Source organism: Natronolimnobius baerhuensis (assembly GCF_002177135.1).
Lineage (GTDB): Archaea > Halobacteriota > Halobacteria > Halobacteriales > Natrialbaceae > Natronolimnobius > Natronolimnobius baerhuensis.
Genome location: NZ_MWPH01000001.1, coordinates 330,325 through 352,164 on the forward strand (window position 1 = coordinate 330,325; position 21,840 = coordinate 352,164).

The window sequence follows — 21,840 nt, forward strand, 5'->3', positions numbered from 1 at the left end:
AAGGAGAGGACCGATATTGAAAAGAGCGTACTGATTGGTCGATCAGTCCCGAATCTCGAGTAACTTCTCGCGACCCGGTGCGATCAGTTCATCGAGGTAGCTCGCGAGCGTTCCCTTCGCGTCGGCGGGGTGAAGTTCACCAGACTCGAGGTCCGTCGCTAGCGTCTCGTAGTCGTCGTAGGTCAGGTCGCCGCCGTACTCCTCGGGGCGCTCGACGACGATTTCCTCGAAGCGCGGGAAGACGTGGTACTCGAACAGTTCGAGGACGGGATTCTCGAGGTCGCCCTCCGGCTCGCGCGTCGGTGGACAGAACGCGGAGTTGACCTTCTCCTCGAGTTCTGCGGTCGAGTCTTCCATCGAGATGGTGACGCCCTCGCTCGAGGACATCTTGCCTTCGCCGCTGGTGAGGTCGGCGACGATGGGCGTGTGGAGTGCGGGACGCACGTCGTAGCCCAGTTCGGGCAGTTCCTCGCGAGCGAGCATGTGGACCTTGCGCTGGTCGAGCCCGCCGACGGCCAGATCGAGGTCGAGGTACTCGATATCGAGCGTCTGCATCAGCGGGTAGACGACGTGGCTCACCTTTGCGGTCTCGCCGCCCTGAATCTCGGCCATCGCACGCTGGGCGCGGTTGAGTGTCGTCGCGAGCTCGAGTTCGTGCAGATCGAGGGTGTAGTCCTCCTCGAGTTGGAACTCCGACCCGTAGACGAACTCGGTGTTGTCCTCCTCGAGGCCGTAGGCGATGAATTGGGCTTTCATCTGCTCGGCCGTCTCGCGGATTTCCTCGAAGGTGCCTTTCCCGTTGAGGTAGGCGTGGACGTCCGCGAGGAGGACGACGACCTCCATGCCGGCGTCTTGGAGGTCGATGAGTTTGTTCGCGGTCAGGAGATGGCCGAGATGGAGCACGCCGGAGGGCTCGTAGCCGACGTAGGCGCGTTTGCCGTCGGCATCCGTGGCAAGGTCGCGTACTTCGTCGTCGGTCACGACCTCCTCGGCGTTTCGCATGATCAGGTCGTAGGTATCCATTGGTATCGGAGTGAAATCAGCGGACGGGTTTATGTGTTCTTGAACTGTGCGACCATGTCGGTCGGCTCAAAACGGCAGTTTGTCTCGGGCCGATCCCGCGAGGTAGCCCGTCGCCGCGCCGACGCCCGCCCCGACGGCACCGCCAGCCGGACCGGCGACGCCGCCGACTTTACCGCCGACTTTCGCCCCCTTCGCTGCGCCTTCGGAGGCGTGTTTTGATCGCAAACACGGTGGCTCGAGTGATGGCATATCCCTCGCTTCGTCCGGCATCGAAATAATCGTTCGGCTCTCCTCGAGTACCTGGCCGGTGACAGATTGGGACCTGCCTGCCGTACACTCATCCGGTTCGCGCCCGTATCTTCGGGGCGTCTATGGGGTACACGGAGGATTTCATCAACGCAGTCCGGCGAAGCTTCATTCCGCAAATCCACTACCTGCTTCGGGGCACGTTCGGCGGCTACGCCGTCAGCCACACCACAGCGAAAGAGTACGCCCTAACGGCTCGCTGTTCCGAAGCCGACCTTGAGGACATCCTCGAGAAACTGGGCTTTTCCCGGAACCCAATCGCCTCGCTGAAGGTTCGGATGGACGGCAACACCTCGGAGGGGTCGTGGGTCTGGCGAGCGTCGCCGCTCGCGGACAACCAACTGCACATCGTCCTCCACGAACTCGAGGACGAATCCGGCGTCGACGTCTACGCCCACTGGGAGTGTTCGTGGATTCGCCATCCCTACAAACACTACGTCGCGCGGGGCTACGACGCCGATCTGGGTGTCGAACTGGCTCGGCGCTGGCTCACCGACTACGGCGGCGACGAACTCGAGGGAACGGCAGTCGAGTACGAAATCGACAGCTCTGCGAGCCGCCGCCTGAGCGAGTACCTGTCGCTGTCATACTACCAGTTCGAGGACATGTTCGCGGCGATCCGCTCGCGGGTGCCGCAACTGGACGACGAGGATGATCTCGATATCGACCGCGACGGCGAACGCGATGGCGTGTCGCCGCGGATCGCCGACCGCTGACTGAGGTTCCACCGGCAGCGGAACTCTCCTGAAATTGGCCTCAGTAAACTGTTTATTGCCGTTTGGCGGCCGCCAAATTCGAATGTGGGTTTAACACCCCTTGCCGAAATGAGTCCACTAGCGCGATGGCTTCGCTCCCTCCCTGGATCGACACCCGCATCGACGACGGCCTGAACAAGAAGTTAACACAGCGACACGTCGTCGAGACGATGCTCGAGGCAGACCGGCCCTACTTTTCGGCCGAGCAGATCCGCGCACGGGTCCGCCCGGACGTGAGCAAAGAGACCGTTCGACTTCGGCTGAACGAACTGCTCGAAATCGACGTCATCGCAGCCGATACGTACCCGGAGTCGATCACGCTGTACTACATCAACCATCCCAACTCACATTGGCCACTAAGCCCCGAAGGAAAAGACGCCCTGGCAGACGAGACACCGCTCGAAACACTTTCGGTCGGTGACTTTCTCCGCCTGCGGAATCCGGCCGGGATCAGAACGCTGGTGCTCGCGGGCTTTCAGTTGAGCCTCGTCTTCTTCGCTATCGGAATCGTGGCTCCGCTTATCGCAAGCGGCCTGCTCGTCCAGAGTTCGAACGCCTACTGGGAGGTTTCAGGGAACCTGTTCGTCCTCTGTGCCGGTCTGCTGATCCTCGAGCGTGGTGTCAGGAAGCTCCGAACGGATGGGATCCGTGTCAGCAGCGTTCGCTCGAGTAAAGCGGAATCGAAGTAGCTTCGAATTCCACTGCAATCAATCACGACGCCAGCGAACATCGCCACCCACACTACCCAACATATGTCCAACGAACACGACCATCCGACGGCATCGACGACACAACCAGGACCGAGCATTCTCGAGGAGCGGACGCTTTCGGGAATCTTCGTCCACGTTCTCGGACTCGGGACTGGCGTCATGCTCCCCGCACTCGTCTATCTGGTCGCCGAGAACGAGTTCACGCGCGAGAACGCTCGGAACGCGTTCAACTGGCAGGTGATCGTGACCGGCGTCTTCACGGTCATGTTCGGACTCCTCGGCGGCGCAATCACGATTGATTCCGTGTTTCCAGAGGAGTCGGCCGTTCAGTATCTCGGACTGGCGTTGCTCGTCAGCGGGGCGATCATCATGTTCGGATCGACGCTTTTCTTTTTCGTCAATTTCGCCTTCGGGCTGATTGCGATGGGGAAGGCAATCTTCGGGACGGCATGGGCCTACCCGCTTGCACCAGATTTCGTCGGCTGGCTCGCAGCGAGAACTAGCGACGATAGTCGCTGGTGGCGAGTCCTCGTCCCACACCTGCTTATCACGCCGCTACTGGGAGCGTTTTTCGCCCTCGAGTCGGGGACGGAAAACGACCCACTGTTTGTCGTCGGTTTCGGACTCGTACTGGCGGTACTCCTTACGTCCGTCCTCACACCGGGTGTACTCGTACGTGATATGCAATCCGTTGCCGCGAGGACGTCGTGGCAGCCACAGTGGCTGTGGTACATTGGGGGTCCAGCTATTGTCGCCGTGTTCACCTATCTCGTCGCGGCCGTCCAGTTCACCTCCGAAAATCCAGGCGGGGATGCGATTTACGCGTTCGCGGGCGCGCTCTGGGTTACCGTACTCATCTACCTGCTCAGACGCTATCGGCAGGTTGGCGCGTCGTAGAATCTGCTTCCCTGTTAGAGACCGCTTCGAATCCGTTCCTCTGCCTCCTCGAGCGCTTCTTCCCGGTCGAACGCTTCGATAATCCCCTCGAGTTCGCCCTCTCCAGCGTCGGCCAACTCCTGTGCATGTGCCGCCATGTTCGGCACGGCGCGAATGATGTTGTCGACGATTGGCACTTCGGCAACCTGTGGCGACCGCGAGAGCGGATTCAGGTCGATCACGAGTTCCGTTTTGCCCATTGCCTCGAGCGCTTCGGCGCGGTCGCCGTCCTCGAGTGGGACGAGCACCACGTCAGCCTCGTAGATGCCGTCGGCGTCGACTTTCGCGCGCTGGTGGTCGAGATTTGGGATGCGGGCGTCGGCCTCGAGGCCCTTTACTTCCGTCGCGCCGTGCTCTCGAAGATGGTCGGCGATGGCCGCGATGCGCTCGTCAGTCCGGTTGAAGAGGTTGATCTCGAGGTCGGCATCGGTCGCGTCTGCTAGGTCGACCATCTCGCCGGGGACGAGTGCGGCGACGTTGCCGTTGATCGAGAGCACGGGGTGGTCAGCCAGAAGGAGATGCGCCGCTGCGGCGCGCTCTGCGGCGTCGGCGCTCGGAATCGTCTCCTCGCCAAGCAGGTAATCGAAGGCGCTGCCCCGGCCTTCGGCGTGCATCCCCTGGAGGTGGGTAATCCCTTTCTCGACGCCCGTCTCGATGCGGTGGCGCGTGAGCAGGTCCTGATAGCGGGGGTGGTCCTCGGGAATCTCCTCCTCGTGCGTCACGTCGGCCGGAACGGTCTCGTCCTCGCTCACGTTCGCGAGGTGGCGTGGGGCGATAAAAAGACGACCGATCCGTCACTCGAGGCGCGTCTCCGCCATAGACGCCGCGCTCTCGAGACACCTGCACGGACATTCGCTCTCGCTGAACAGTCGGTCCAAACTGGTTCTCTGGTAGATAGTTATATCAAGAATACGGGCGGTACGGTCGGGTTTAATGCATGATTCTGGCGTAGGAGTGTCTCATGACATCTGTCCGCATGGAGAATGTTAGCAAATACTTCGATGCGGGAAACACCGTCGCGAACTATCAGCTCAATCTCGAGGTCGAAGACGGTGAGTTTCTCGTCTTTCTCGGGCCCTCCGGGTGTGGGAAAACCACGGCACTCAGGCTGATCGCGGGCCTCGAGCAGCCCTCGGAGGGAGCGATCTACTTCGGCGACGAACGCGTCGATGGGCGCTCCTCGAGTGATCGTAACGTCGCGATGGTGTTCCAGAACTACGCGTTGTATCCGCATATGACGGTCGCGGAAAACATCGGCTATCCGCTGAAAGTCCGTGGGATGTCCCCCAACGACCGCGACCTGAAAGTCGAGGAGGTAACCGAGTTGCTTCACATCGAAGGCCAGGTCGACAAGAAACCGGGGGCCCTGTCTGGCGGCCAACGACAGCGGGTCGCGCTCGCTCGCGCAATCGTTCGCGAGCCGAGCGTCTTCTTGCTCGATGAGCCCCTGTCGAACCTCGACGCCAAACTCCGTCAAGAGATGCGAATCGAACTCAAACGCCTCCAGAACGAACTCGAGGTCACGACGGTCTACGTCACGCACAATCAGGAGGAGGCGATGAGCATGGCCGACAGGGTCGTCGTGATGAACAAGGGAACGATCCAGCAGATTGCGCCGCCGGGCGAGTTGTACGAGCGCCCGCGGACGGCCTGGGTGGCTCGGTTTATCGGCTCGCCGCCGATGAATCTCTTTCAGGGCCAGCGCCGAAACGGCTCGCTCGAGGTCGGCTCGGCGGGAGCGGTCGACCTGACGAGCATTGCATCGACAGCGGAGTCCAGCCCACAATCGGGTGAGGAAGCTGTCGTCGAAGCGGGCCAGTCGGATGCGGGCTCGGCTGGCATGGTCACGGACGCCTCTCAGGCGACGGGCGACCTCTCGCTCGGCGTTCGCCCGGAGGATTTGACGGTGACGACGTCGCCGCCGGCGACTGGTCACGCACTCGAGGGCACCGTCGACACCATCGAACCCTTCGGCGAGTACGACCTGATCAACGTCACCGTCAACGACCAACTGGTCAACGCGAAAATGGCAACGGCGACAGTCAGCCGCGGCGACACGGTCTATCTGACGTTCGAGGACGACGATGCATACCTGTACGACGAAACCGGCGAACTGGTCGGGTGAGATGAGATGAGCTTCCGAGACCGACTCGAGGACCTCGAGTTCGATACCGACCGCGATGAGGGGTCGATTCTGTCGTTCGACCGGGAGAAAGCGCTCGCGATAGCGGTATTTCTGATTCCTGGGCTGACACTGTTTGGCATTTTTTCCGTCGGGCCGATTGCCTACTCGGCGGTCGGCAGTTTCTACTCGTGGGAGACGTTCACGATGGGTGAGTTCGTCGGGCTGGACAACTGGATTGACTCGCTCACTAATCCGCTCATCGTCCACTGGTCGAACATGCGCGAGTTACGGTATCCGATGGGGGCGCTGACGCACAACCTCCTCTGGGTGGTGATTCATGTCCCGGCGAGTACCTTCCTTGGGCTAGGATTGGCACTCCTCTTTGCAGACCTGCGCGGGCGGCGAATCCTCCGTGCGATGGTGTTTGCGGGCTTTACCGTCCCACCAATCGTCATCGGACTGGTGCTGTTGTTCATCTACGACCCGCAGGCAGGGATCTTCAACGAGTTACTTCGAGTGATCGGTCAGGAGCAGTGGGTTCGCAACTGGACGCAGTCACCACAGGTCGCCATCTACGCGCTCATCGCGGGCGGCATCTGGGTCCACACCGGCTTCAGCATGCTGCTGTATAGCTCGTCGCTGTCGGCGATTGACCCCTCGCTGATCGAATCAGCCAAAGTCGACGGCGCTGGCCCCTGGCGGCGATTCCGCGACATCATCTGGCCGCTGGTCAGGCCGGTGACTGCCGTCGTCGTCATTATGGGCATCATTTGGGTGATGCGCATGTTCGACATCGTCTACGCCGCCGGCGGCGCAGCAGGCGGGCCGAATCACGCCTACTCGGTCCTCGGCATCGAGGTGTATCGCGCGGCCTTCCGGCCGGAAATCGACTACGGGATGGCGATGGTCGTTGCCCTGTTGCAACTGTTCATCGTCGCCCCGCTCGCGCTGTACATCGCACGGATGAGATAATCATGAGTAACGACGACCCACTCGAGCCGACTGGCACCGGTCCAGATTCAGACACGGCGGGCACAGACCGCTATCTGCGCGTCGAAGACATCCCCGAGACGGCTCCAGCAGCGGATCTCACGTGGCAGGAGCGACTCGCCGACGCCATCCCAACGAAACGACGCACGCTCAAGTACATCCTCGCGATTTCCATTGCACTCCTCTGGATCGTTCCCTTCATCGGCTTGCTCATGGCCTCGTTCCGGCCGCTCTCGGAGATCATCGGCGGCTGGTGGCACGTCGAGGGAATGACCCTCACGCTCGAGAACTACTACGGCGCGTGGAACTACAGCACGGCACCGATGAGCCAGGCGCTGCTCAACACGTTCATCGTGACGATTCCGGCAGTGTTAGTCGTCATGCTACTCGGCGTGATGGCGGCGTATCCGTTCGCTCGCTTCGAGTTCCCGCTGAAGACGACGCTGTTTTTCCTGATCTTGCTCGTGATGGCCGCGCCGCCGGAACTCGTCGCGATGGGCAACTACAACGCCCTGCGCGATATCGGCCTGTTCGACACCTACATGGGGCTGATTCTGATCCACATCGGCTGGGGCCTTGGCTGGGTCGTGCTGTTCTTGCGCAACTTCCTACTTGGCATTCCGAAAGAACTCGAGGAGGCTGCGAAGATCGACGGGGCATCTCGCTACCAGATCTTCCGGACGATCATCCTGCCGCTGTCGACCCCGGCGCTCGTCTCGGTTGCGGTGATTCAGTTCACTTGGGTCTGGAACGCCTTTTTCTTCCCGCTGGTGTTCATGCGCTCGCCGGAACTCTATCTCGCGCCACAGGTGCTCCCGCTGATGAGCGGACGCGTCCAGGTCGAGTGGGGGATGATCGCTGCTGGCTCGATTATGACGATGGCAGTGCCAGTTATTCTGTTTCTGGTGCTCCAGCGTTACTACACGCGCGGAATGGTGGCTGCCGTGGCGGATTGAGTGTCGACTCGAGACGTTGTTGTGCTCGAAACGAGGGATAGATCACAGCACCACAGTAACACTTTTGCCCTCTACACTGATAGATATACACGTCGGTCGATTACAGAATCAGTCGCCTGGCAGAAACACATAAAATAGGGCTGGCCGTGTCAGCGACCAGCGTTACTCGTCAGGCGACTCATCGGACGGTGCGGCGATTGCGATGGCGACGAGCAGCCAACCGAATGCGTTCCCCTGTGTCAGCAGGGTCACGCCGCCAGTCGCAAGGGCCGCGCGAAGTTCAGGAGGTATCCGTTCTCACCTCCACTGCTGTCGTTTTGTTACCACGCAGCGTGCGTGGGTGGTCAATGACCACGTTCTATTCGAGACAGAAATCCTGTATAAATAATGGCATACGAGCCAAAGCTGATCCGTCGACACCCACTTTTGCGACGGTTCCGATATGGCTAGCGTCCGCTACAGCGGCATGTACCCGGCTCGAGTCACGGCCACTGTCACACCGATCACGAGCACGTTCGTGATGAAAAACAGGCGTGAGGACATCCACGCGAACGAGAGCAAGACGGCGATTGGGAGCAACGCGATGAGCGCCGGCCAGGTGCCCCGAATCGCGAGCGTCGCGAAAAACGCCATCGTGAACACGTACAGGAAGTCGACGGCGACGGCGTTGGCACTACTGCGACGAATTTCTTGTCCGACGATGACGAGCGACTCGAGGGGGCCACGGCGGTCGCCAGTGGCCGACTCCGATCCCGACTGCTCGCTTCCATCGCCGTCGCTGCCGTCGGTGGGTGTCGCCACGGGTTGATTAGGTCTCGTCCTCGCCGACGGTTTCCTGTAACACGTCGTCGAGCGACTCGAGCATCGGTTCGACGTCCTGTTCGGGTTCCGCCCAGAGGCCGAGCAGTTGCGACCAGAACTCCGCCTGGAACGGATCGCCGAGTGCGTCATCTAAGTCGGGGACGAGTTCGACCTCGTCTGCCTGCTCGGAGATATCTTGCATCACCTCGAGGTCGAAGGCGTCGTCGGGCACGTCGAGTGCGGTGGGGACGAACCCGCCGCGTTCGGTCCAGACCTCCTGCCCGTCGGGTGAGATGATCGCCTCGACGGCATCAGTTGCGGCGTCGACGTCGGGTGCGTACGCGGGCACGGTAAACCAGTTGATGCTCGTCACCATGGCCTCCGACCCAGGGAGCATGAAGTAGTCCAGATCCTCGGGGTCTTCGATTGCGCCGAAGGCGGGCGTCCACGAGCCCATGAAGTACAGCGGAATCTCGTTTTCCCAGAAGAACTCGTACTGGACGCCGAAGTCCCGCACTTCGCTGAAGTAGCCCTCCTCGAGCAGTTCCTGTAACTCCTCGAAGGCGGTGACGACGCGGTCGTCAGTAAACGAGGCGTCGCCCTCGATGAGATCGAGTTGCAGTTCGGCCCCATCGTCCTGCCGGAGGATGAACGCCTCCGCGACGTCGCTCAACGGCCAGCCGTCGCCGTTGCCCGACGCCAATGGCGCTTCGACGCCGTCGATATCGTCGATTTCGTCGAGCAGGTCGACGAACTCGTCGTAGTCCTCGGGCTCCTCGAGGTCGTGTTCGTCGAAAAACGACGGTCGGTACCAGAAGCCGGGTTTGATGTCCCCGCCGAAGGGTGCGGCGTACACTTCGCCGTCGACTTCGACCGCGCTGTAGTCGGTCGCGTAGTCGTCTTCGTCCCAGAGATCCCCGAGTGGCTCGAGGTGGCCGGCGGCGCCGTCCCGTTGGACACGCCCTTCAGTCGGGAGGACGACGATATCAGCGGTTGCGACGCCGACCTCGTAGTCCATGAGCGTCTCCGTCAGGAGGGTCTCGGTGTCTCGAGGCGCATACGAAATCTCGAGGCCGGTCTCGTCTTCGGCGTAGTCGACGACGGCGAGGAAGTCCTCCTCTTCGTCATCGGTCCAGACCGCAGTGACCGTGATCGCTTCCTGTGCGCTTACCCCGCCAGCGCTTCCCAGACCAGTCAGTACAACGAGTCCGCCGCCTGCTCCTCGAAGGACCGTTCGTCGGCCGATAGGTGCGTTATTCTCGCCCATACCAGCCGTATGCCGATCATATCCTTAATGGTTTCACACATGATACTGTATGTACAGTTACGTGTACTGTCAGTCCCACCTCACACGTCTGCAACAAGTCGGGTCACGTTCCGTCGACCCAAACAACTCGAAAAAACGATTGCTGACGTCTCGCGTTACTCGGTGAACGTGATCCAGCCGTTCGGTGCGTGGCTCTTGACGTCGTTCATCGCCTCGCGGGCGTCCGTGCGGCTCTCGTAGGTCTGGGTGCTCTCAGCCATCGTCGAGCCGTACTCGTCGATTAGCTGCCAGACCCAGCCATCCTCGGCTGTGTGCAACTCGAAGGAGACGCTATCGATCTCGAGGATGCTCGCCGAGTCGATCAGCTCACGGACGTTCTCGAGTGCCTCGCGGGCGCGGTCGTTCGACTCGTACGTTTCCGTGCCGGTTGCGACCCCACGGCCATCAGCATCGAGCAAGCGCCACTGCCAGCGGTCGTCCTCGTCGGCAACGAGTTCGAACGACGCGACGTCGAAGTCGACACGGCCGGCCATCGGCGCGAGCTGGCGGACGTCCTCGACGACCGTATAGAGGTCGTCTTTCGTCGCCTCAGTGTCGGCCGAGCCAGCGACAACCTCACGGTCAGCACTGATGAGGCTCCACCGCCAGCCACCTTCGCTATCGTCGTCGCTCGCCGCAGTATCGCCGTCTTGCTCGAGTCGGACGACAGTGTCTTCAATTGTGAAGATCGGTGCCGATTCGGCGTGGTCAGTGAGCGCTGCGACGCGCTCGCGAGCGTCTTCACGCGTGTCGTAGGAGACGTTCGAGTCGGCGATTTCCTCGCGGTCGCGGTCGAGGACGCGCCAGTGCCAGCCGCTGCTTTCGTAGAGTTGGGCAGTCGCGTCGCCAATCGTACAGCCACGTGCCCTTGCGGCGGCCTGTTTGATCTCTGGAACTCGCTCGGTGAGTTCGTCCCGAGTTGGATGTGGTTCGTCGTCGACGGCCACGGTCTCGCCCGACGGCAAGACGAATCGCCAGTGCCAGTCCTCGGCGGCCGAGAGTTGGAAGATGGCGTCGTCCATCGTTCGCACGTCGGACTCGAGGTGCTCGAGCAGTCGGTTCATTGCCTCTCGAGCGGCGCTGCGGGTCGGATGGGTCGTCGGATCTTCGGCGACGAGTTTGCCGCCCTCGTCGATGAGCCGCCAGCCCCACTCGTCGTCATCGTTGACGAACAGTTCGAACGCGGCCGTTTCGATCTCGAGCAGTTCGGCGTCGGGTGCCTGCTCTTTGAGCGTCATCATGGCCTCGGCGGCCTCGCCGCGGCTTGTGTGCTCTTCGCCGCTGTCAGCCAAGACGTTGCCGTCCTCGTCGATGAGCCGCCAGCGCCACTCGCTGTCATCGGCTTCGTAGACCTGGAACGCTGCGTTTTCGAACTCGATCAGATCCGCTTCGCTGGCCTGCTCGCGCATGCGCTGAATGGCGTCTTTCGCCGTTTCCGTGCCCATGTGGCGCTCATTGCTCGCTGCAATAACGTCTCGCTCTTCGGTGACGAGTCGCCACTGCCACGGCGACTGTGGCTCTATGTCCTCGTCGTTATGCTCGAGCGTGACGCCGCCGTCGGTCGTCGCTGTCGGCGAATCGGCCGCCGCTGGAAGGTCATCGTCTGGCGTCATCCCGTCGCCGAGTGACATCTCACCAGCGGGGTAGAGTTCGTACTCTGCGCCATCGATTTCGACGACGTCCGCGTCGGTTGCGTGTTCGGCGAACGTGTCGGTTTCCTCGCTCGCAATCGCGTGATTCGCATGACCGTCCGGTGAGCGAGCAACGATGCGTTCGGCACTGTCGACGAGTCGCCACTGCCACTGTTCGCCGGATTGATAGCGTTCATACGTCGGTTCGCCAGCAACTGTCACGGGTGCCGAACCGAGATCTGGCAACAGCGTCTCGGCGGCTTCCTCTGCATCACGGCGAGCATCGTAGGTCGCTGTCGCAGTCGCCATGACGGTGTCGGTGTCGTCGACAAATCGCCACGTCCAGCCTTCATCTCGCTCGTACAGTTCGACACCGAGATGTTCGATATCGAGCACTCGAGCCTGTTCGACCTGTTCAGCGAACGTTCGAGCAGCCTCCTCGGCACCGGCCTGATCCGCGTGACTCTCGTCGCTAGTCGCCAAAACGGTGTGGTCGTCGTCGACCAGTTGCCAGTACCAGTGGTCGCGTTCTTCGGTGTAGGTGAACGCAGCGCCTTCGATTTCGATGACGTCTGCCTCTGGGCCGCGGTCTTTCAGGAAACTCACCGACTCTTCTGCCCCATCTCGCTCGGCGAACTCGCCGCTACAGGCACCGACGACGCTGCCGTCATCGCGAGCAAGCGTCCACTGCCAGGTGCCATCTCGACCCTCGTATAGCCGGAACGCCGAGGTCGTCAGTTCCATCAGTCCCGCGGAACTAATCTGGGACTTGACGCGCTCGATTCCCTCACGTGCTTCCGGTCGCGTCACGGCACTGCCATCACTCGTCGCCAGCGCCTCCCGGTGAAGCACGTTCCACTTCCAATCGCCGTTCTCGTCTCGGAACACGGCAAACTGGGCGTCCTCGAGCGCGTTCCCCGTCAAAATCGGCGGATCGTCCGTTGCCCCTTCCTCTTCGACGAACAGTCCTTTCCGTCCCGTCAGGACGGGCACGAGCGCCATTACACCCGCAATAATCGCAATCCCTGCCGTGTAGACGACGATTACTTCGACGTCAAGTCCCTGACCGAGGTGTCGCCAATCGTGTGGGTACACAGAAGCGAACCAGCCAACGCCGCCGAGGGCAACGAGGAGACCGACGAAACTCGCCTGAATCCCGCGTTTTCGAACCGGCAGCATCAGTCCGATGCCGAACAGGCAAATCGCCAGGCTTGTCGCTGCTGCGGTGCCCGAAATCCTGATAATCGCCTCCTCAGTGACGCCGCCTGCGTATCCGATGACGAACGTGATCAGCGCCGCCGCCGCGATTGCATACCCCAAAATAAACAACCAGTACCCGTACACATCCTTCCCCGAATCCGGTTCTCCGACATAGTGTTCGTACAGTCGGTAGAGCCGGCGATTGATTTCGCTCGTGAATGACATTCGTAAATTCGAGTGCATAACTCGAACGTAATATGATAAAGGTTCGGCCTCGAGTTTGCTAAATTATGTGTTCTGAGAGATGTATTCGCGTCTCGGCCTCCTGTGAACTACAGCAATCACCAGACGAAACTGTACTGACTGAGTTGTGGCGGTTCCACTCTATCGCTGCACTATCCGTTGAAAACGACTGATTGTGGCGATCAGGGTCCGTTCTTACTGCAACATCGCCCCTGCCGGATGCGTCGCACAGACGTTCGGATCGTAGCCGGCATCGGAAAGGCCCGTCCCGAGTGCGAACACTGTTTCGCCGAGCATCGCCATTGAGGCCTGTCCCTCGACGTCCGTGACATCGCCAATCGTTCTGGCGACTTGCTCGGTCACCAATCCAGCCTCCCGCGCGAACAGTCGGGATGCATACATAAAGGATAGAAGAGTCGGTTCTTTGACGACTCGAGAGAGTGCTTCTTTCCCGGCGTCCGTCAGTTGGTCGGTCTCCCCCGAGAGCACGTCGGCCGTCGAGAGTTCGCCGAACGTGACGTACTCGACGCGAGCGCGCGCTGGGATTGCATCGAGTGTATTCTCGTGTGGGCCACCAGGCTCGAGTCGAATCGGAATACCGCCGTGGGCCTGTGCAACCACGTCGCCGAGGCCGGTGCCAGCTTGCACCTCCGCGCCGTGGGCAATCGTCACGAGTTCGTTCATCGAGAGCGTGCGTTCGAAAACGCGATTTGCCGCGAGCGCGGTTCCAAGCGCCATCGCGCCTGACACGCCAAAGCCAGACCCAAGCGGCAGCTCCGATTCGGCCTCGACGCGAGCCGTCGCTTCGAGCGTCTCGAGGACGGTCGTCACGGGTTCGATCTCGAGTGACTCGCCGTCGAGCGCGATTGTCGTCTCCGCTGCCGGTTCAACCGTCACCGTCACCCCATCAGTGAGCGTGAGGCCCGCTCCTCGAGAGCCGGCTTTCGTCGGGTCGTCGTCCGGGTGGGCGCTGAAAAAGCCCGTGATGTGGCCGGGAACGAACGCAGTCGCCTCGTCGCGCATTACCTGCCGTTTCGGACCGAACGGTATAACAGTGAAGATTTCGCCCCTCGCTCCGGCGTCGGCTCCGATCACCGTTCGTGTTGGGCCAACGGACTCTCATCACGCAGTGAAGGTCATGGTATTGTATTTATGTCACTCCGTTGGAGGATGCGTATGAACTCAGACCCCGATTCGACCACGACCGACGCCGCCAGCCTCCTCGAGACTGGAAGCCACCTCAAGCACGAAGCGACGGTGGAGGCGGTGAGCGACGGCGTCGAGACACACGCAGACACCGACGACACGACGGTTGCTGACGGCTCGCTATCGATGGACTCTGATCGGCTCGAGCCCCAGTCAGATCGCTGTCGAAGTTGTGGCACAGCGATTGGTCCGCGCGAGTACCGACTCAGTTGGCTGATCACCGATGGCGCGGCGACGCTCGAGGCCCACTACTGTAGCGAGAGTTGTCTCCCGGACGATGCTCCTAGTGGGTCGACAACTGCGGACGAAGCAACCGCCTCGAGTGAGTCCGACCGCCACAGCCCACAGGACTGGTCGTACTGTCGCTGATCAGCGCTGGCGCTCGATCACGTCGGGTATCTCGGAGAGTCCCATCCCGCCGCGTTGGCCAGCGGATTCGTGCCAGCCCGCAAGCGTCGCCTCGATGGCGTCCGCCTCGGCGACGAGTCGGTCTGTCGTAATTTGTTCCTCCCGTCGAAGCGCCTCGCGAGCGACCCGTCCGGCGAGATGGCGAACGTCCCGAATGCTAAAGCCAGCCGTCGCCTCGGCGACCGCCTCGAGATCCATCTCTGCGTGCAAGAATCCCTCGGGGAGCGAGTCGGCAAGAATCGCTGCGCGCGTCGTCCCATCCGGTGGCGGCACCTCGATTCGCTCGTCGAAGGTTCCCGCATGCAGGACGTCGATGTTGACGCCATCGACGCTGCGCGCCGTTGCCACGACGAGCACATCGTCACCAAGCGTCGGCAGCAGCGTCTCGAGGCGCGTTGTCACTCGTCTAGTGTCTCTTGAGCCACTGGACGCGGGCGCGAGTTCGTCGAGATCATCCAGTATGAGTACGCACGGGGCGAGCGACCGGGCATCCTCGAGAATATCGGCCGCGCGGTCGGCTGGCTCATCGACGCCCTCCTGATGGAAGCGACCAACACTGAGTTCGACAATTGGCCGATTCAGTTCCGCGGCGAGCGACTGTGCGAGCGATGTTTTCCCTGCATCGGGCGGGCCGTACAACAGGACGCCGTCGACCGCAGGCACCGCGTACCGTTCGTAGCCGTCGGGATTTCGAACCGGCTCGAGAACCCGCCGTTCGAGTTGGGCCGTCAACTCGTCCATCCCTGCTAACGCATCGAAGGGAACGGGATCGTCGGCCGATGAGCGCCCCAGATCCTCGTCGAAGTGATCCTCGTAGCGATCCAGCCAGCCCGCGATGCTGGTGTCGATTTCCTCGAGTGCCTGCTGGAGGTGACCCTGTTCGACCGGCGACTCATCAGCGATTGCGTGTCGGATCGCCACGTCCGCAACGAGCGTGACGTCACTCGAGGCGTAGCCCGCTGTCGCCTCGGCGATGGCCTCGAGACTCACCTCGTCGGCGACCGGCGCATCGGCGAGTTCGAGCCGAAGCATCTCGAGACGTGCCCGCCGGTCCGGCGGCGGGATCTCGATGCGCTCATCGAATCGACCCGAGCGCAGGATGGCGTCGTCGACATCCTCGACGTAGTTCGTCGCCGCGAAGACGACGATATCGGCGTCAGTCTGTGACTCGAGTTCCGTAAGGAGTTGATTGACCATCTGCTGTTCGCTGTTTGCCATCCGACCCGAGCGGTCGCCCGCGATGGCATCGATTTCGTCGATGAAGACGAGACAGGGCTCATTCTCGCGGGCCGTCTCGAACAGCGTCGCGACGTTATCAGCAGCCTCGCCGATGTACTTGCTCGTGATATCTGAGGGCGTGACCTCGAGGTAGTTGTAGTCTGTCTCGGCCGCGAGCGCGCTCGCGACGAACGTCTTGCCACAGCCCGGCGGCCCGTGAAAGAGGACGCCGTTGACCGTCCCGATTCCGTAGTAGTCGTAGACGTCCTCGCGCGTTAGCGGGTCGATCACCCGGTCGTGGAGCGTTTCCTTCAACTCCATCATTCCGCCGACGTCCGAGAAGTCGTGTCCCGGCGGCTCTGTCTCGAGGTCGTCGCCCGCAAGTGCGGTTCCAGTTTCGTCCTCGCTGTCGCCTCGAGGGTTCGATCCGTGGCCGCCCTCGCCCGGCGCTCCCTGAATCTGGCGCGTCTGTGTCGCCCCGTCCGTGTGTCGGCCGACGAACTGCCAGGCCAGCGTCAGCGCTGGTGGTGCGAACACGAGCGCAGCGTCGCCGGTCGCGACGAAGCCGCCGACGCCGACGACGTACGCGGCACCCAAAAACAGCCGATCCGCCTGTGCGGCGACCGCCCACGAGACCGTCCGAAGCACGAGTGCGACCGTTCCGGCCATCAACACGACCGCGAGAAATGCGGTCGAACCGGGAACGAGCGCACTCGCGTCGGTGAGCAGCGCCGGTGTCAAACTGGTCATTACTGCTATGTGAAACGAATCCACCAAAATAGTTCTGGTGAGAGGTTCGATAATTGATCTGCGGTGGCGACGATAGCAAGCTCGAGAGTCGCTTACCGGACGATTGTCACCGGTACCGGCGCGCGCCGAGCAACCGTTTCTGCGACGCTCCCGAGCAGTAATCGTGCTGCGCCGTGTCTTCCCTCGCTGCCGATCACGATCAGATCGACGTCGTCTGCGGCGTCGATGATCGACCGCGTCGGATCGCCAATCCCCATCTTCGTCTCGAGCACCCCCTCGTGACCCGCGTTGGCAGTCAGTTCTTGTGCCCGGTCGAACACCGCCTCGGCCCGGTTCTCCATGCCCTGTTGTACGTCGCTGTCGAACCCAATCCCGTCACTGACCTCGAGCGTTGATCCCTCGAGTTCGACGACGTGTAACACCGTAATCTCGGCATCAGGGTGGAACTCGAAGGCGTGCTCGAGGGCGGTTTCCGCCTGCTCCGAGCCGTCCATCGGAACGAGTACTCGTGTTGTCATAGTCGATATAGGGGTGCCTCGCTGATAGTCCTTGGCGCGGTTCCGCTCACATCGTGCGTCTAGACAGCAGTCGCGTCGCTACTTTCGGGGGGAGTTTCTGCAAAATATGGGTGTCGCTCACGGCTTTGCCGTTCGCTGTCGTGGTTCTCGTTACACTCAAACCACGCACCGCTCGAGCCTTGCTGCCCCTCAGAGACTGCAAGACTCTCAAATCTTCATCAGGGACTCAAACGTTGGCGATCTCGCAAGACGTTGCTCGTTCCCACTCGCAACGACTTGCTAGCTCTCAGAGACTTCGTCCTACGGACTCAGACGTTGACGATCTCGCGGGAAGAGAACAGCCTCTCGGATGTTGTCCAGCCCGAGAATCGTCATGATGAGGCGCTCGCCACCGAGGCCGAAGCCGGCGTGGGGCGGCATGCCGTATTTGAACATCTTCGTGTAGTACTCGAACTCGCTCGGGTCGAGACCCTGCTGTTCGAAGCCCTCGATGAGCTTCTCGTGGCGGTGTTCACGCTGGCCACCGGAGACCAGTTCCATGCGCGGGTGCATCAGGTCGAAGCCAGTCGAGAGGTCCGGATCGTCGTCGTGGTCCTTGATGTAGAACGGCTTGATCTCGCTTGGCCAGTCCGTGATGAAGTAGTGGCCGCCGACGTCCTGTCCGAGCGCCTCCTCGGCTGGCGTCGAGAGGTCGTCGCCCCAGACGAGTTGCTCGTCGAGTTCGCCCGTCGCGTTGATGCGCTCGAGTGCTTCCTCGTAGGAAATGCGTGGGAAGTCGCCCTCTGGAACCTCGAAGTCCTCAGCGAGGTCGAGGTCCTCGAGTGTGTCGCCGTACTGTTCCTCGACGGCTTCGTAGGCCGACTTGACGACGCCTTCGGCGACATCCATCGCGTCGGTGTGATCGCAGAATGCGCCCTCGAAGTCAATCGAGGTCGCCTCGTTCAGGTGTCGCGGCGTGTTGTGTTCTTCCGCGCGGAAGATCGGGCCGATCTCGAAGACGCGCTCGACGCTCGAGCCCGCGATCAGCTGTTTGAACAGCTGTGGCGACTGGTTCATGAAGGCCTCCTCACCGAAGTACGTGATCGGGAACAGTTCCGTACCGCCTTCGGTTCCGGTCGCGACGATCTTCGGCGTGTTGATCTCCGTACACTCGAAGTCGCGGAACTGGTCGCGAACGGCGCGCAGAACGTCCGAGCGGATTTCGAAGACCGTCTGGACCTCGTCCTTGCGGAGGTCGAGTGTCCGGTTGTCCAGTCGCGTCGAGAGTTCGGCGTCGACCTTGCCGGAGGGGTCGAGTGGCAGTTCGGGGTCAGCGGGCGCGATGACCTCGAGCGACTCGGGGGTCACTTCGACGCCGGTTGGCGCGCGTGGTTCTTCCTCGACTGCGCCGGAGACTTTGACGACGCTCTCGCGGGCGGCGTCGAGACCGGTCTCGACGAGTTCATCGTCCATCTCGTCTTTCTCGAATTTGACCTGGATTTTCCCGGTCGTATCGCGGAGAATCAGAAAGGCGATGCCGCCGAGGTCGCGGATCTCGTGGACCCACCCAGCGACGGTTGCGTCGTCGCCTGGCTCGGCGTCCGCAGTGTAGGTTCTATCCTGCATACGCACTGTTTCACGCAGGCGGAACTTAAGCGCAATCGTTCGGCCTCGCCAGCGTGTGTCGCAGTCTCGTGCTCACTCGAGTGCGTCGAGTTAGTACGACTGGGTCTGGGCTTGCGTTGGCTCGTACGTCTCAGGCTCTCGAGTCAGAATTGGCTCGTCGGCGACGATTGCTGTCGCAGCGACCATCAGATCGAGGTTGTCGACGGATTTTTTGTCCTCGGTGAGTCGTTTGTGCTCCTGCAGTGCGCAGTGGCCTTCGTCGATGGTGTACTGAACGACGCCGACCTCGCGAAGAATCGAGTCGAACTCTTCGATTTTCTCTTCCGGAAGGCCGCGTCTGACCTCCGTGACCGTGATCAGCGAGACGGAGGCATCGCGCCAGTCGAATGTCTCGAGGGCGGCGATTGCGTCGTCGTCCTCGTCGAACAGGTCGATCAGGAACGTACTATCAAGCAGAACCATCGTCGCCTCCGAGTAGTTCTGATTTAAGTTGGTCGACGGTTTGCGGGCGCTGGTCGTTCTCGCCCCGAAGTTTCGAGCGGAATATGTGTGATTCGCGTTTGACTGCCTCGAGTTCGTCCCCCTCGACGAACCCGATCAGTTCGCGGAGCGGGTTTTCGTCACTGTCAGCGTGAGTCTCGTCTCCCATTGAACGCTCCGTCATAGGAATGCCATCATCATAAATGTTGTATGATCGACTCACAGTATGGGAGATTCTGCTCACGCGAACACAACGCTACCGCTCGCGAACGGTCATTGGTATCTCGTGTTTTGGTCGGGCAGTGATCGTCGCCCGCAAATCGAGGTCGATTCCAGGCACTAACTCGAGGTGATACTGCTGATAGATCGTCGCGAGCAGTAATTGTGCCTCAAGCATCGCAAAGCGGTCGCCGATACAGCGCCGTGGCCCGGCAGCGAACGGGAAGTACGCCAGTTTCGGCAGGTCGGCTTCCATCTCGTCGGTCCAGCGCTCTGGCTGAAACGCCAGCGGGTCGTCGTACCAGCGCGGGTCGCGGTGGACGACCCACTGATGCATGCGGACGGTCGCACCCGGTGGGATCGTGTAGCCACCGATTACGTCCGGCTTGGTCGGTTCACGGACGATTCCCGGCACTGGCGGGTAGAGGCGCATTGATTCTTTGACCACCTTCTCAGTGTATGTGAGACCCTCAAGATCGGCCATCGTCGGCACCTCGCCCTCGAGCACGTCCTCGAGTTCATCCACGAGACGAGTTTCGGCGGTCGGATTCGTCGCGAGCAGGTAGAACGTCAGCGTCAGCGCCAGCGCGGTCGTTTCGTGGCCGGCCAGCAAGAGCGTGACAACTTCGTCGCGGATCTGCTCGGTCGACAGCGTCTCTCCTGCCTCGTCGGTCACGTCGAGTAGTTTCGAGATGACGTCACGGTCGGTCGGATTCGCCCGGCGCTGCTCGATCAGGTGATAGACGACCTCGTCGAGTTGCTCGCGAGCGCGCCGAATCTGCAGGCGAGCGGGCGTCGGCACGCTTGGCGGGAGCACAAGATGGCCGAGGTTCTCGGTCGCCGCCATGAACGTCTCGAGGGCGTCACCGATTCGGTCGACGTAGTCGTCGATGTCCGTTCCGAACAGCGCGCGGGCGACGATCCGCAGCGTCAGTTCCATCATCTCCTCGTGGATGTCGAACATCTGGCCGTCCTGCCAGTCCTCGAGTGCCGACTCGGTGGCGTCGGTCATCATCGTCGCGTACTCCTGAATGCGCTCGGGGTGAAACGCCGGCTGGATGAGATGGCGATTGCGCCGCCAGATTGCGCCTTCGCTGTTCAGAATGCCGTTGCCGGTGATCGGCCGGAGAATGTGCTGGAACTGCTCGCCTTTGACGTACTGTTCGTTGTGCTGGACGAGCACCTGCTCGATGTAGTCGGGGTGATTGAGCTGATACACCGGTCCGCCAGGATCTTTCCAGGCCGCGATATCGCCGTACTCGCGGGCGATCCGCGTCATCGATTGGTAGGGCTCGCGCAAAAACGTGAGTTGGTTCCCGACCAGGGGCAACCCATCGGGACCCGGCGGTCGATCATCAGGGAGTGACGGTGTCTCGGATGCCATCTGTTTCGTTCATGTGCAACGCGAGCGCGTTTATACTCTCGCTCGCTTGGATCTCTCGAGTGACCTGTTCGCTTTTGTCGATCCCTCTCGAGGTGGGAGTATGGACGCAGCCCTCGAGCGACTCGCCGACGAAATCCGTCGTGCGGAGACGGTGGTGGCACTGACCGGGGCTGGCATTTCTGCGCCCTCCGGCGTCCCGACGTTTCGCGGCGACGACGGCGTCTGGGAGCACTTCGATGAGGGGCAGTTCACGTATGGGCGGTTTCAGCGCGATCCGGCGGGCTTCTGGGACGACCGCGTCGCCCTCCACCGAGACCTATTTGGTGAGGAGTACGAGCCAAACGTCGCCCACGAGGCACTCGCGGAACTGGGCCGCGACGGCCATCTCGAGGCGATCTGCACGCAGAATACGGACGGACTCCACCTCGATGCAGCGACTGGGGTCGGTGGGGACGGCGACTCGAGTCAGTCGCACTCGAGTACCGACGCGAACGCGACTGGCAGCGAGACGACAGTGCTCGAACTCCACGGCAACGCCCAGCGCGTCCGGTGTCAAGAGTGTGGCGCGCGAACCGATGCTGACCCGATTTACGACCGCGCCGAGAACGGCGAGTTGCCTCCGACCTGTGACTGTGGCGGCATTTACAAACCCGATGTCGTCCTCTTTGGCGAGCAACTCTCGGGCGCCGCGATACAGCGGGCACAGGCACTCGCCCGCGAGAGCGACGTGTTCCTCGCGATTGGCTCGTCGCTCGTCGTCACCCCCGCGGCTTCACTGCCCCGCACCGCCGCTGCAACGGGTGCAACCGTCGGGATCGTAACGCTCGAGGAGACCCCCCTTGATGACGTGGCTGACGTGTGTTGCCGACGAGACGTGACTGACGTGCTCCCGCGTTTGTCCTCTCTTGTGACGAGAGACTTGTCTCGCTGAACTCGAGGTCAAGATCCGTACCTGCGTCTGCGAATTACCCGCTGTAGTCCCAACTGAACTGAGTTCTACACTGGTAGCCGACACATCTAGCAGTTAGATGTGCAATGACTTACAATATGAACAAATATTCTGGATTATT

General features: G+C 61.5%; 21 protein-coding genes. 8 read left to right on the top strand and 13 right to left on the bottom strand.

The annotated features are described in order from the left end of the window. Nucleotides 1-42: 42 nt before the first annotated feature. Nucleotides 43-1,023: a tyrosine--tRNA ligase gene (locus tag B2G88_RS01650; protein WP_087713800.1), complete on the bottom strand. Its 981-nt coding sequence runs from the start codon at nucleotides 1,021-1,023 to the stop codon at nucleotides 43-45. A 66-nt stretch (nucleotides 1,024-1,089) separates the two neighbouring features. Next, the gene (locus tag B2G88_RS01655; protein ID WP_087713801.1) at nucleotides 1,090-1,272 is read right to left on the bottom strand and encodes a hypothetical protein; all 183 of its coding nucleotides are present in this window, start codon (nucleotides 1,270-1,272) and stop codon (nucleotides 1,090-1,092) included. A gap of 122 nt (nucleotides 1,273-1,394) precedes the next feature. Between B2G88_RS01655 and B2G88_RS01660 the strand changes: the two genes are divergently transcribed. From B2G88_RS01660 to B2G88_RS01670, 3 genes are all read left to right on the top strand, one after another. Next, a complete protein-coding gene (locus tag B2G88_RS01660; RefSeq protein ID WP_087713802.1) occupies nucleotides 1,395-2,045 on the top strand; it encodes a hypothetical protein in 651 nt (216 codons plus the stop codon). Nucleotides 2,046-2,170: 125 nt separating this feature from the next. Continuing rightward, on the top strand, nucleotides 2,171-2,773 hold the full coding sequence (locus tag B2G88_RS01665) for a helix-turn-helix domain-containing protein (RefSeq protein ID WP_087713803.1): 603 nt from the start codon (nucleotides 2,171-2,173) through the stop codon (nucleotides 2,771-2,773). Between the two features lie 63 nt (nucleotides 2,774-2,836). Further along, nucleotides 2,837-3,691, top strand: coding sequence for a DUF4870 domain-containing protein (locus B2G88_RS01670; RefSeq protein ID WP_087713804.1), 855 nt, complete (start codon nucleotides 2,837-2,839; stop codon nucleotides 3,689-3,691). Nucleotides 3,692-3,705: 14 nt separating this feature from the next. Here B2G88_RS01670 and B2G88_RS01675 read toward each other — a convergent pair whose 3' ends face one another. Then, entirely contained in the window at nucleotides 3,706-4,482 is a 777-nt protein-coding gene (locus B2G88_RS01675; protein ID WP_054863670.1) for a 4-phosphopantoate--beta-alanine ligase, read from the bottom strand. Between the two features lie 224 nt (nucleotides 4,483-4,706). Between B2G88_RS01675 and B2G88_RS01680 the strand changes: the two genes are divergently transcribed. The 3 genes from B2G88_RS01680 to B2G88_RS01690 are packed head-to-tail and all read left to right on the top strand — an operon-like array spanning nucleotide 4,707 to nucleotide 7,801. Beyond that, the gene (locus B2G88_RS01680; RefSeq protein WP_087713805.1) at nucleotides 4,707-5,855 is read left to right on the top strand and encodes an ABC transporter ATP-binding protein; all 1,149 of its coding nucleotides are present in this window, start codon (nucleotides 4,707-4,709) and stop codon (nucleotides 5,853-5,855) included. Between the two features lie 6 nt (nucleotides 5,856-5,861). Beyond that, on the top strand, nucleotides 5,862-6,827 hold the full coding sequence (locus B2G88_RS01685; protein ID WP_087713806.1) for a carbohydrate ABC transporter permease: 966 nt from the start codon (nucleotides 5,862-5,864) through the stop codon (nucleotides 6,825-6,827). 2 nt (nucleotides 6,828-6,829) lie between these two features. Beyond that, the gene (locus tag B2G88_RS01690; RefSeq protein ID WP_054863671.1) at nucleotides 6,830-7,801 is read left to right on the top strand and encodes a carbohydrate ABC transporter permease; all 972 of its coding nucleotides are present in this window, start codon (nucleotides 6,830-6,832) and stop codon (nucleotides 7,799-7,801) included. A 456-nt stretch (nucleotides 7,802-8,257) separates the two neighbouring features. Here the strand turns inward: B2G88_RS01690 and B2G88_RS01695 are convergent, their stop codons facing one another. The 4 genes from B2G88_RS01695 to B2G88_RS01710 form a co-directional block, all read right to left on the bottom strand. Then, complete coding sequence (locus B2G88_RS01695; protein ID WP_054863672.1) at nucleotides 8,258-8,602, bottom strand: hypothetical protein; 345 nt, start codon at nucleotides 8,600-8,602, stop codon at nucleotides 8,258-8,260. A 7-nt stretch (nucleotides 8,603-8,609) separates the two neighbouring features. Then, a complete protein-coding gene (locus B2G88_RS01700) occupies nucleotides 8,610-9,869 on the bottom strand; it encodes an ABC transporter substrate-binding protein (protein ID WP_054863673.1) in 1,260 nt (419 codons plus the stop codon). Between the two features lie 155 nt (nucleotides 9,870-10,024). Beyond that, on the bottom strand, nucleotides 10,025-12,964 hold the full coding sequence (locus B2G88_RS01705) for a DUF1508 domain-containing protein (RefSeq protein WP_087713807.1): 2,940 nt from the start codon (nucleotides 12,962-12,964) through the stop codon (nucleotides 10,025-10,027). A gap of 213 nt (nucleotides 12,965-13,177) precedes the next feature. Continuing rightward, nucleotides 13,178-14,005: a pantoate kinase gene (locus B2G88_RS01710; RefSeq protein ID WP_054863690.1), complete on the bottom strand. Its 828-nt coding sequence runs from the start codon at nucleotides 14,003-14,005 to the stop codon at nucleotides 13,178-13,180. A gap of 153 nt (nucleotides 14,006-14,158) precedes the next feature. Between B2G88_RS01710 and B2G88_RS01715 the strand changes: the two genes are divergently transcribed. Beyond that, complete coding sequence (locus tag B2G88_RS01715) at nucleotides 14,159-14,557, top strand: DUF7576 family protein (RefSeq protein WP_054863674.1); 399 nt, start codon at nucleotides 14,159-14,161, stop codon at nucleotides 14,555-14,557. On the opposite strand, the gene B2G88_RS01720 is transcribed toward B2G88_RS01715, so the two are convergent. From B2G88_RS01720 to B2G88_RS01745, 6 genes are all read right to left on the bottom strand, one after another. Beyond that, nucleotides 14,558-16,564, bottom strand: coding sequence for an AAA family ATPase (locus B2G88_RS01720; protein WP_087713808.1), 2,007 nt, complete (start codon nucleotides 16,562-16,564; stop codon nucleotides 14,558-14,560). 92 nt (nucleotides 16,565-16,656) lie between these two features. After that, nucleotides 16,657-17,082 carry a universal stress protein gene (locus B2G88_RS01725; RefSeq protein ID WP_054863679.1) on the bottom strand — a complete coding sequence of 142 codons (426 nt, stop codon included), beginning with the start codon at nucleotides 17,080-17,082 and terminating at the stop codon, nucleotides 16,657-16,659. Nucleotides 17,083-17,382: 300 nt separating this feature from the next. Continuing rightward, complete coding sequence (gene aspS / locus B2G88_RS01730) at nucleotides 17,383-18,687, bottom strand: aspartate--tRNA(Asn) ligase (RefSeq protein ID WP_087713809.1); 1,305 nt, start codon at nucleotides 18,685-18,687, stop codon at nucleotides 17,383-17,385. A gap of 90 nt (nucleotides 18,688-18,777) precedes the next feature. After that, nucleotides 18,778-19,149, bottom strand: a complete 372-nt coding sequence (locus B2G88_RS01735; protein ID WP_087713810.1) for a type II toxin-antitoxin system VapC family toxin — start codon at nucleotides 19,147-19,149, stop codon at nucleotides 18,778-18,780. Continuing rightward, nucleotides 19,136-19,336 (bottom strand): hypothetical protein, encoded by a 201-nt coding sequence (locus tag B2G88_RS01740; protein WP_140408810.1) that lies wholly within the window; start codon nucleotides 19,334-19,336, stop codon nucleotides 19,136-19,138. Before B2G88_RS01740 ends, B2G88_RS01735 begins: the two co-directional genes overlap by 14 nt. Before the next feature lie 87 nt (nucleotides 19,337-19,423). After that, nucleotides 19,424-20,770 carry a cytochrome P450 gene (locus B2G88_RS01745; protein ID WP_054863682.1) on the bottom strand — a complete coding sequence of 449 codons (1,347 nt, stop codon included), beginning with the start codon at nucleotides 20,768-20,770 and terminating at the stop codon, nucleotides 19,424-19,426. Nucleotides 20,771-20,870: 100 nt separating this feature from the next. On the opposite strand from B2G88_RS01745, the gene B2G88_RS01750 reads away from it, so the two are divergent. Continuing rightward, entirely contained in the window at nucleotides 20,871-21,701 is an 831-nt protein-coding gene (locus B2G88_RS01750; RefSeq protein ID WP_087713811.1) for an SIR2 family NAD-dependent protein deacylase, read from the top strand. Nucleotides 21,702-21,840: the final 139 nt, after the last annotated feature.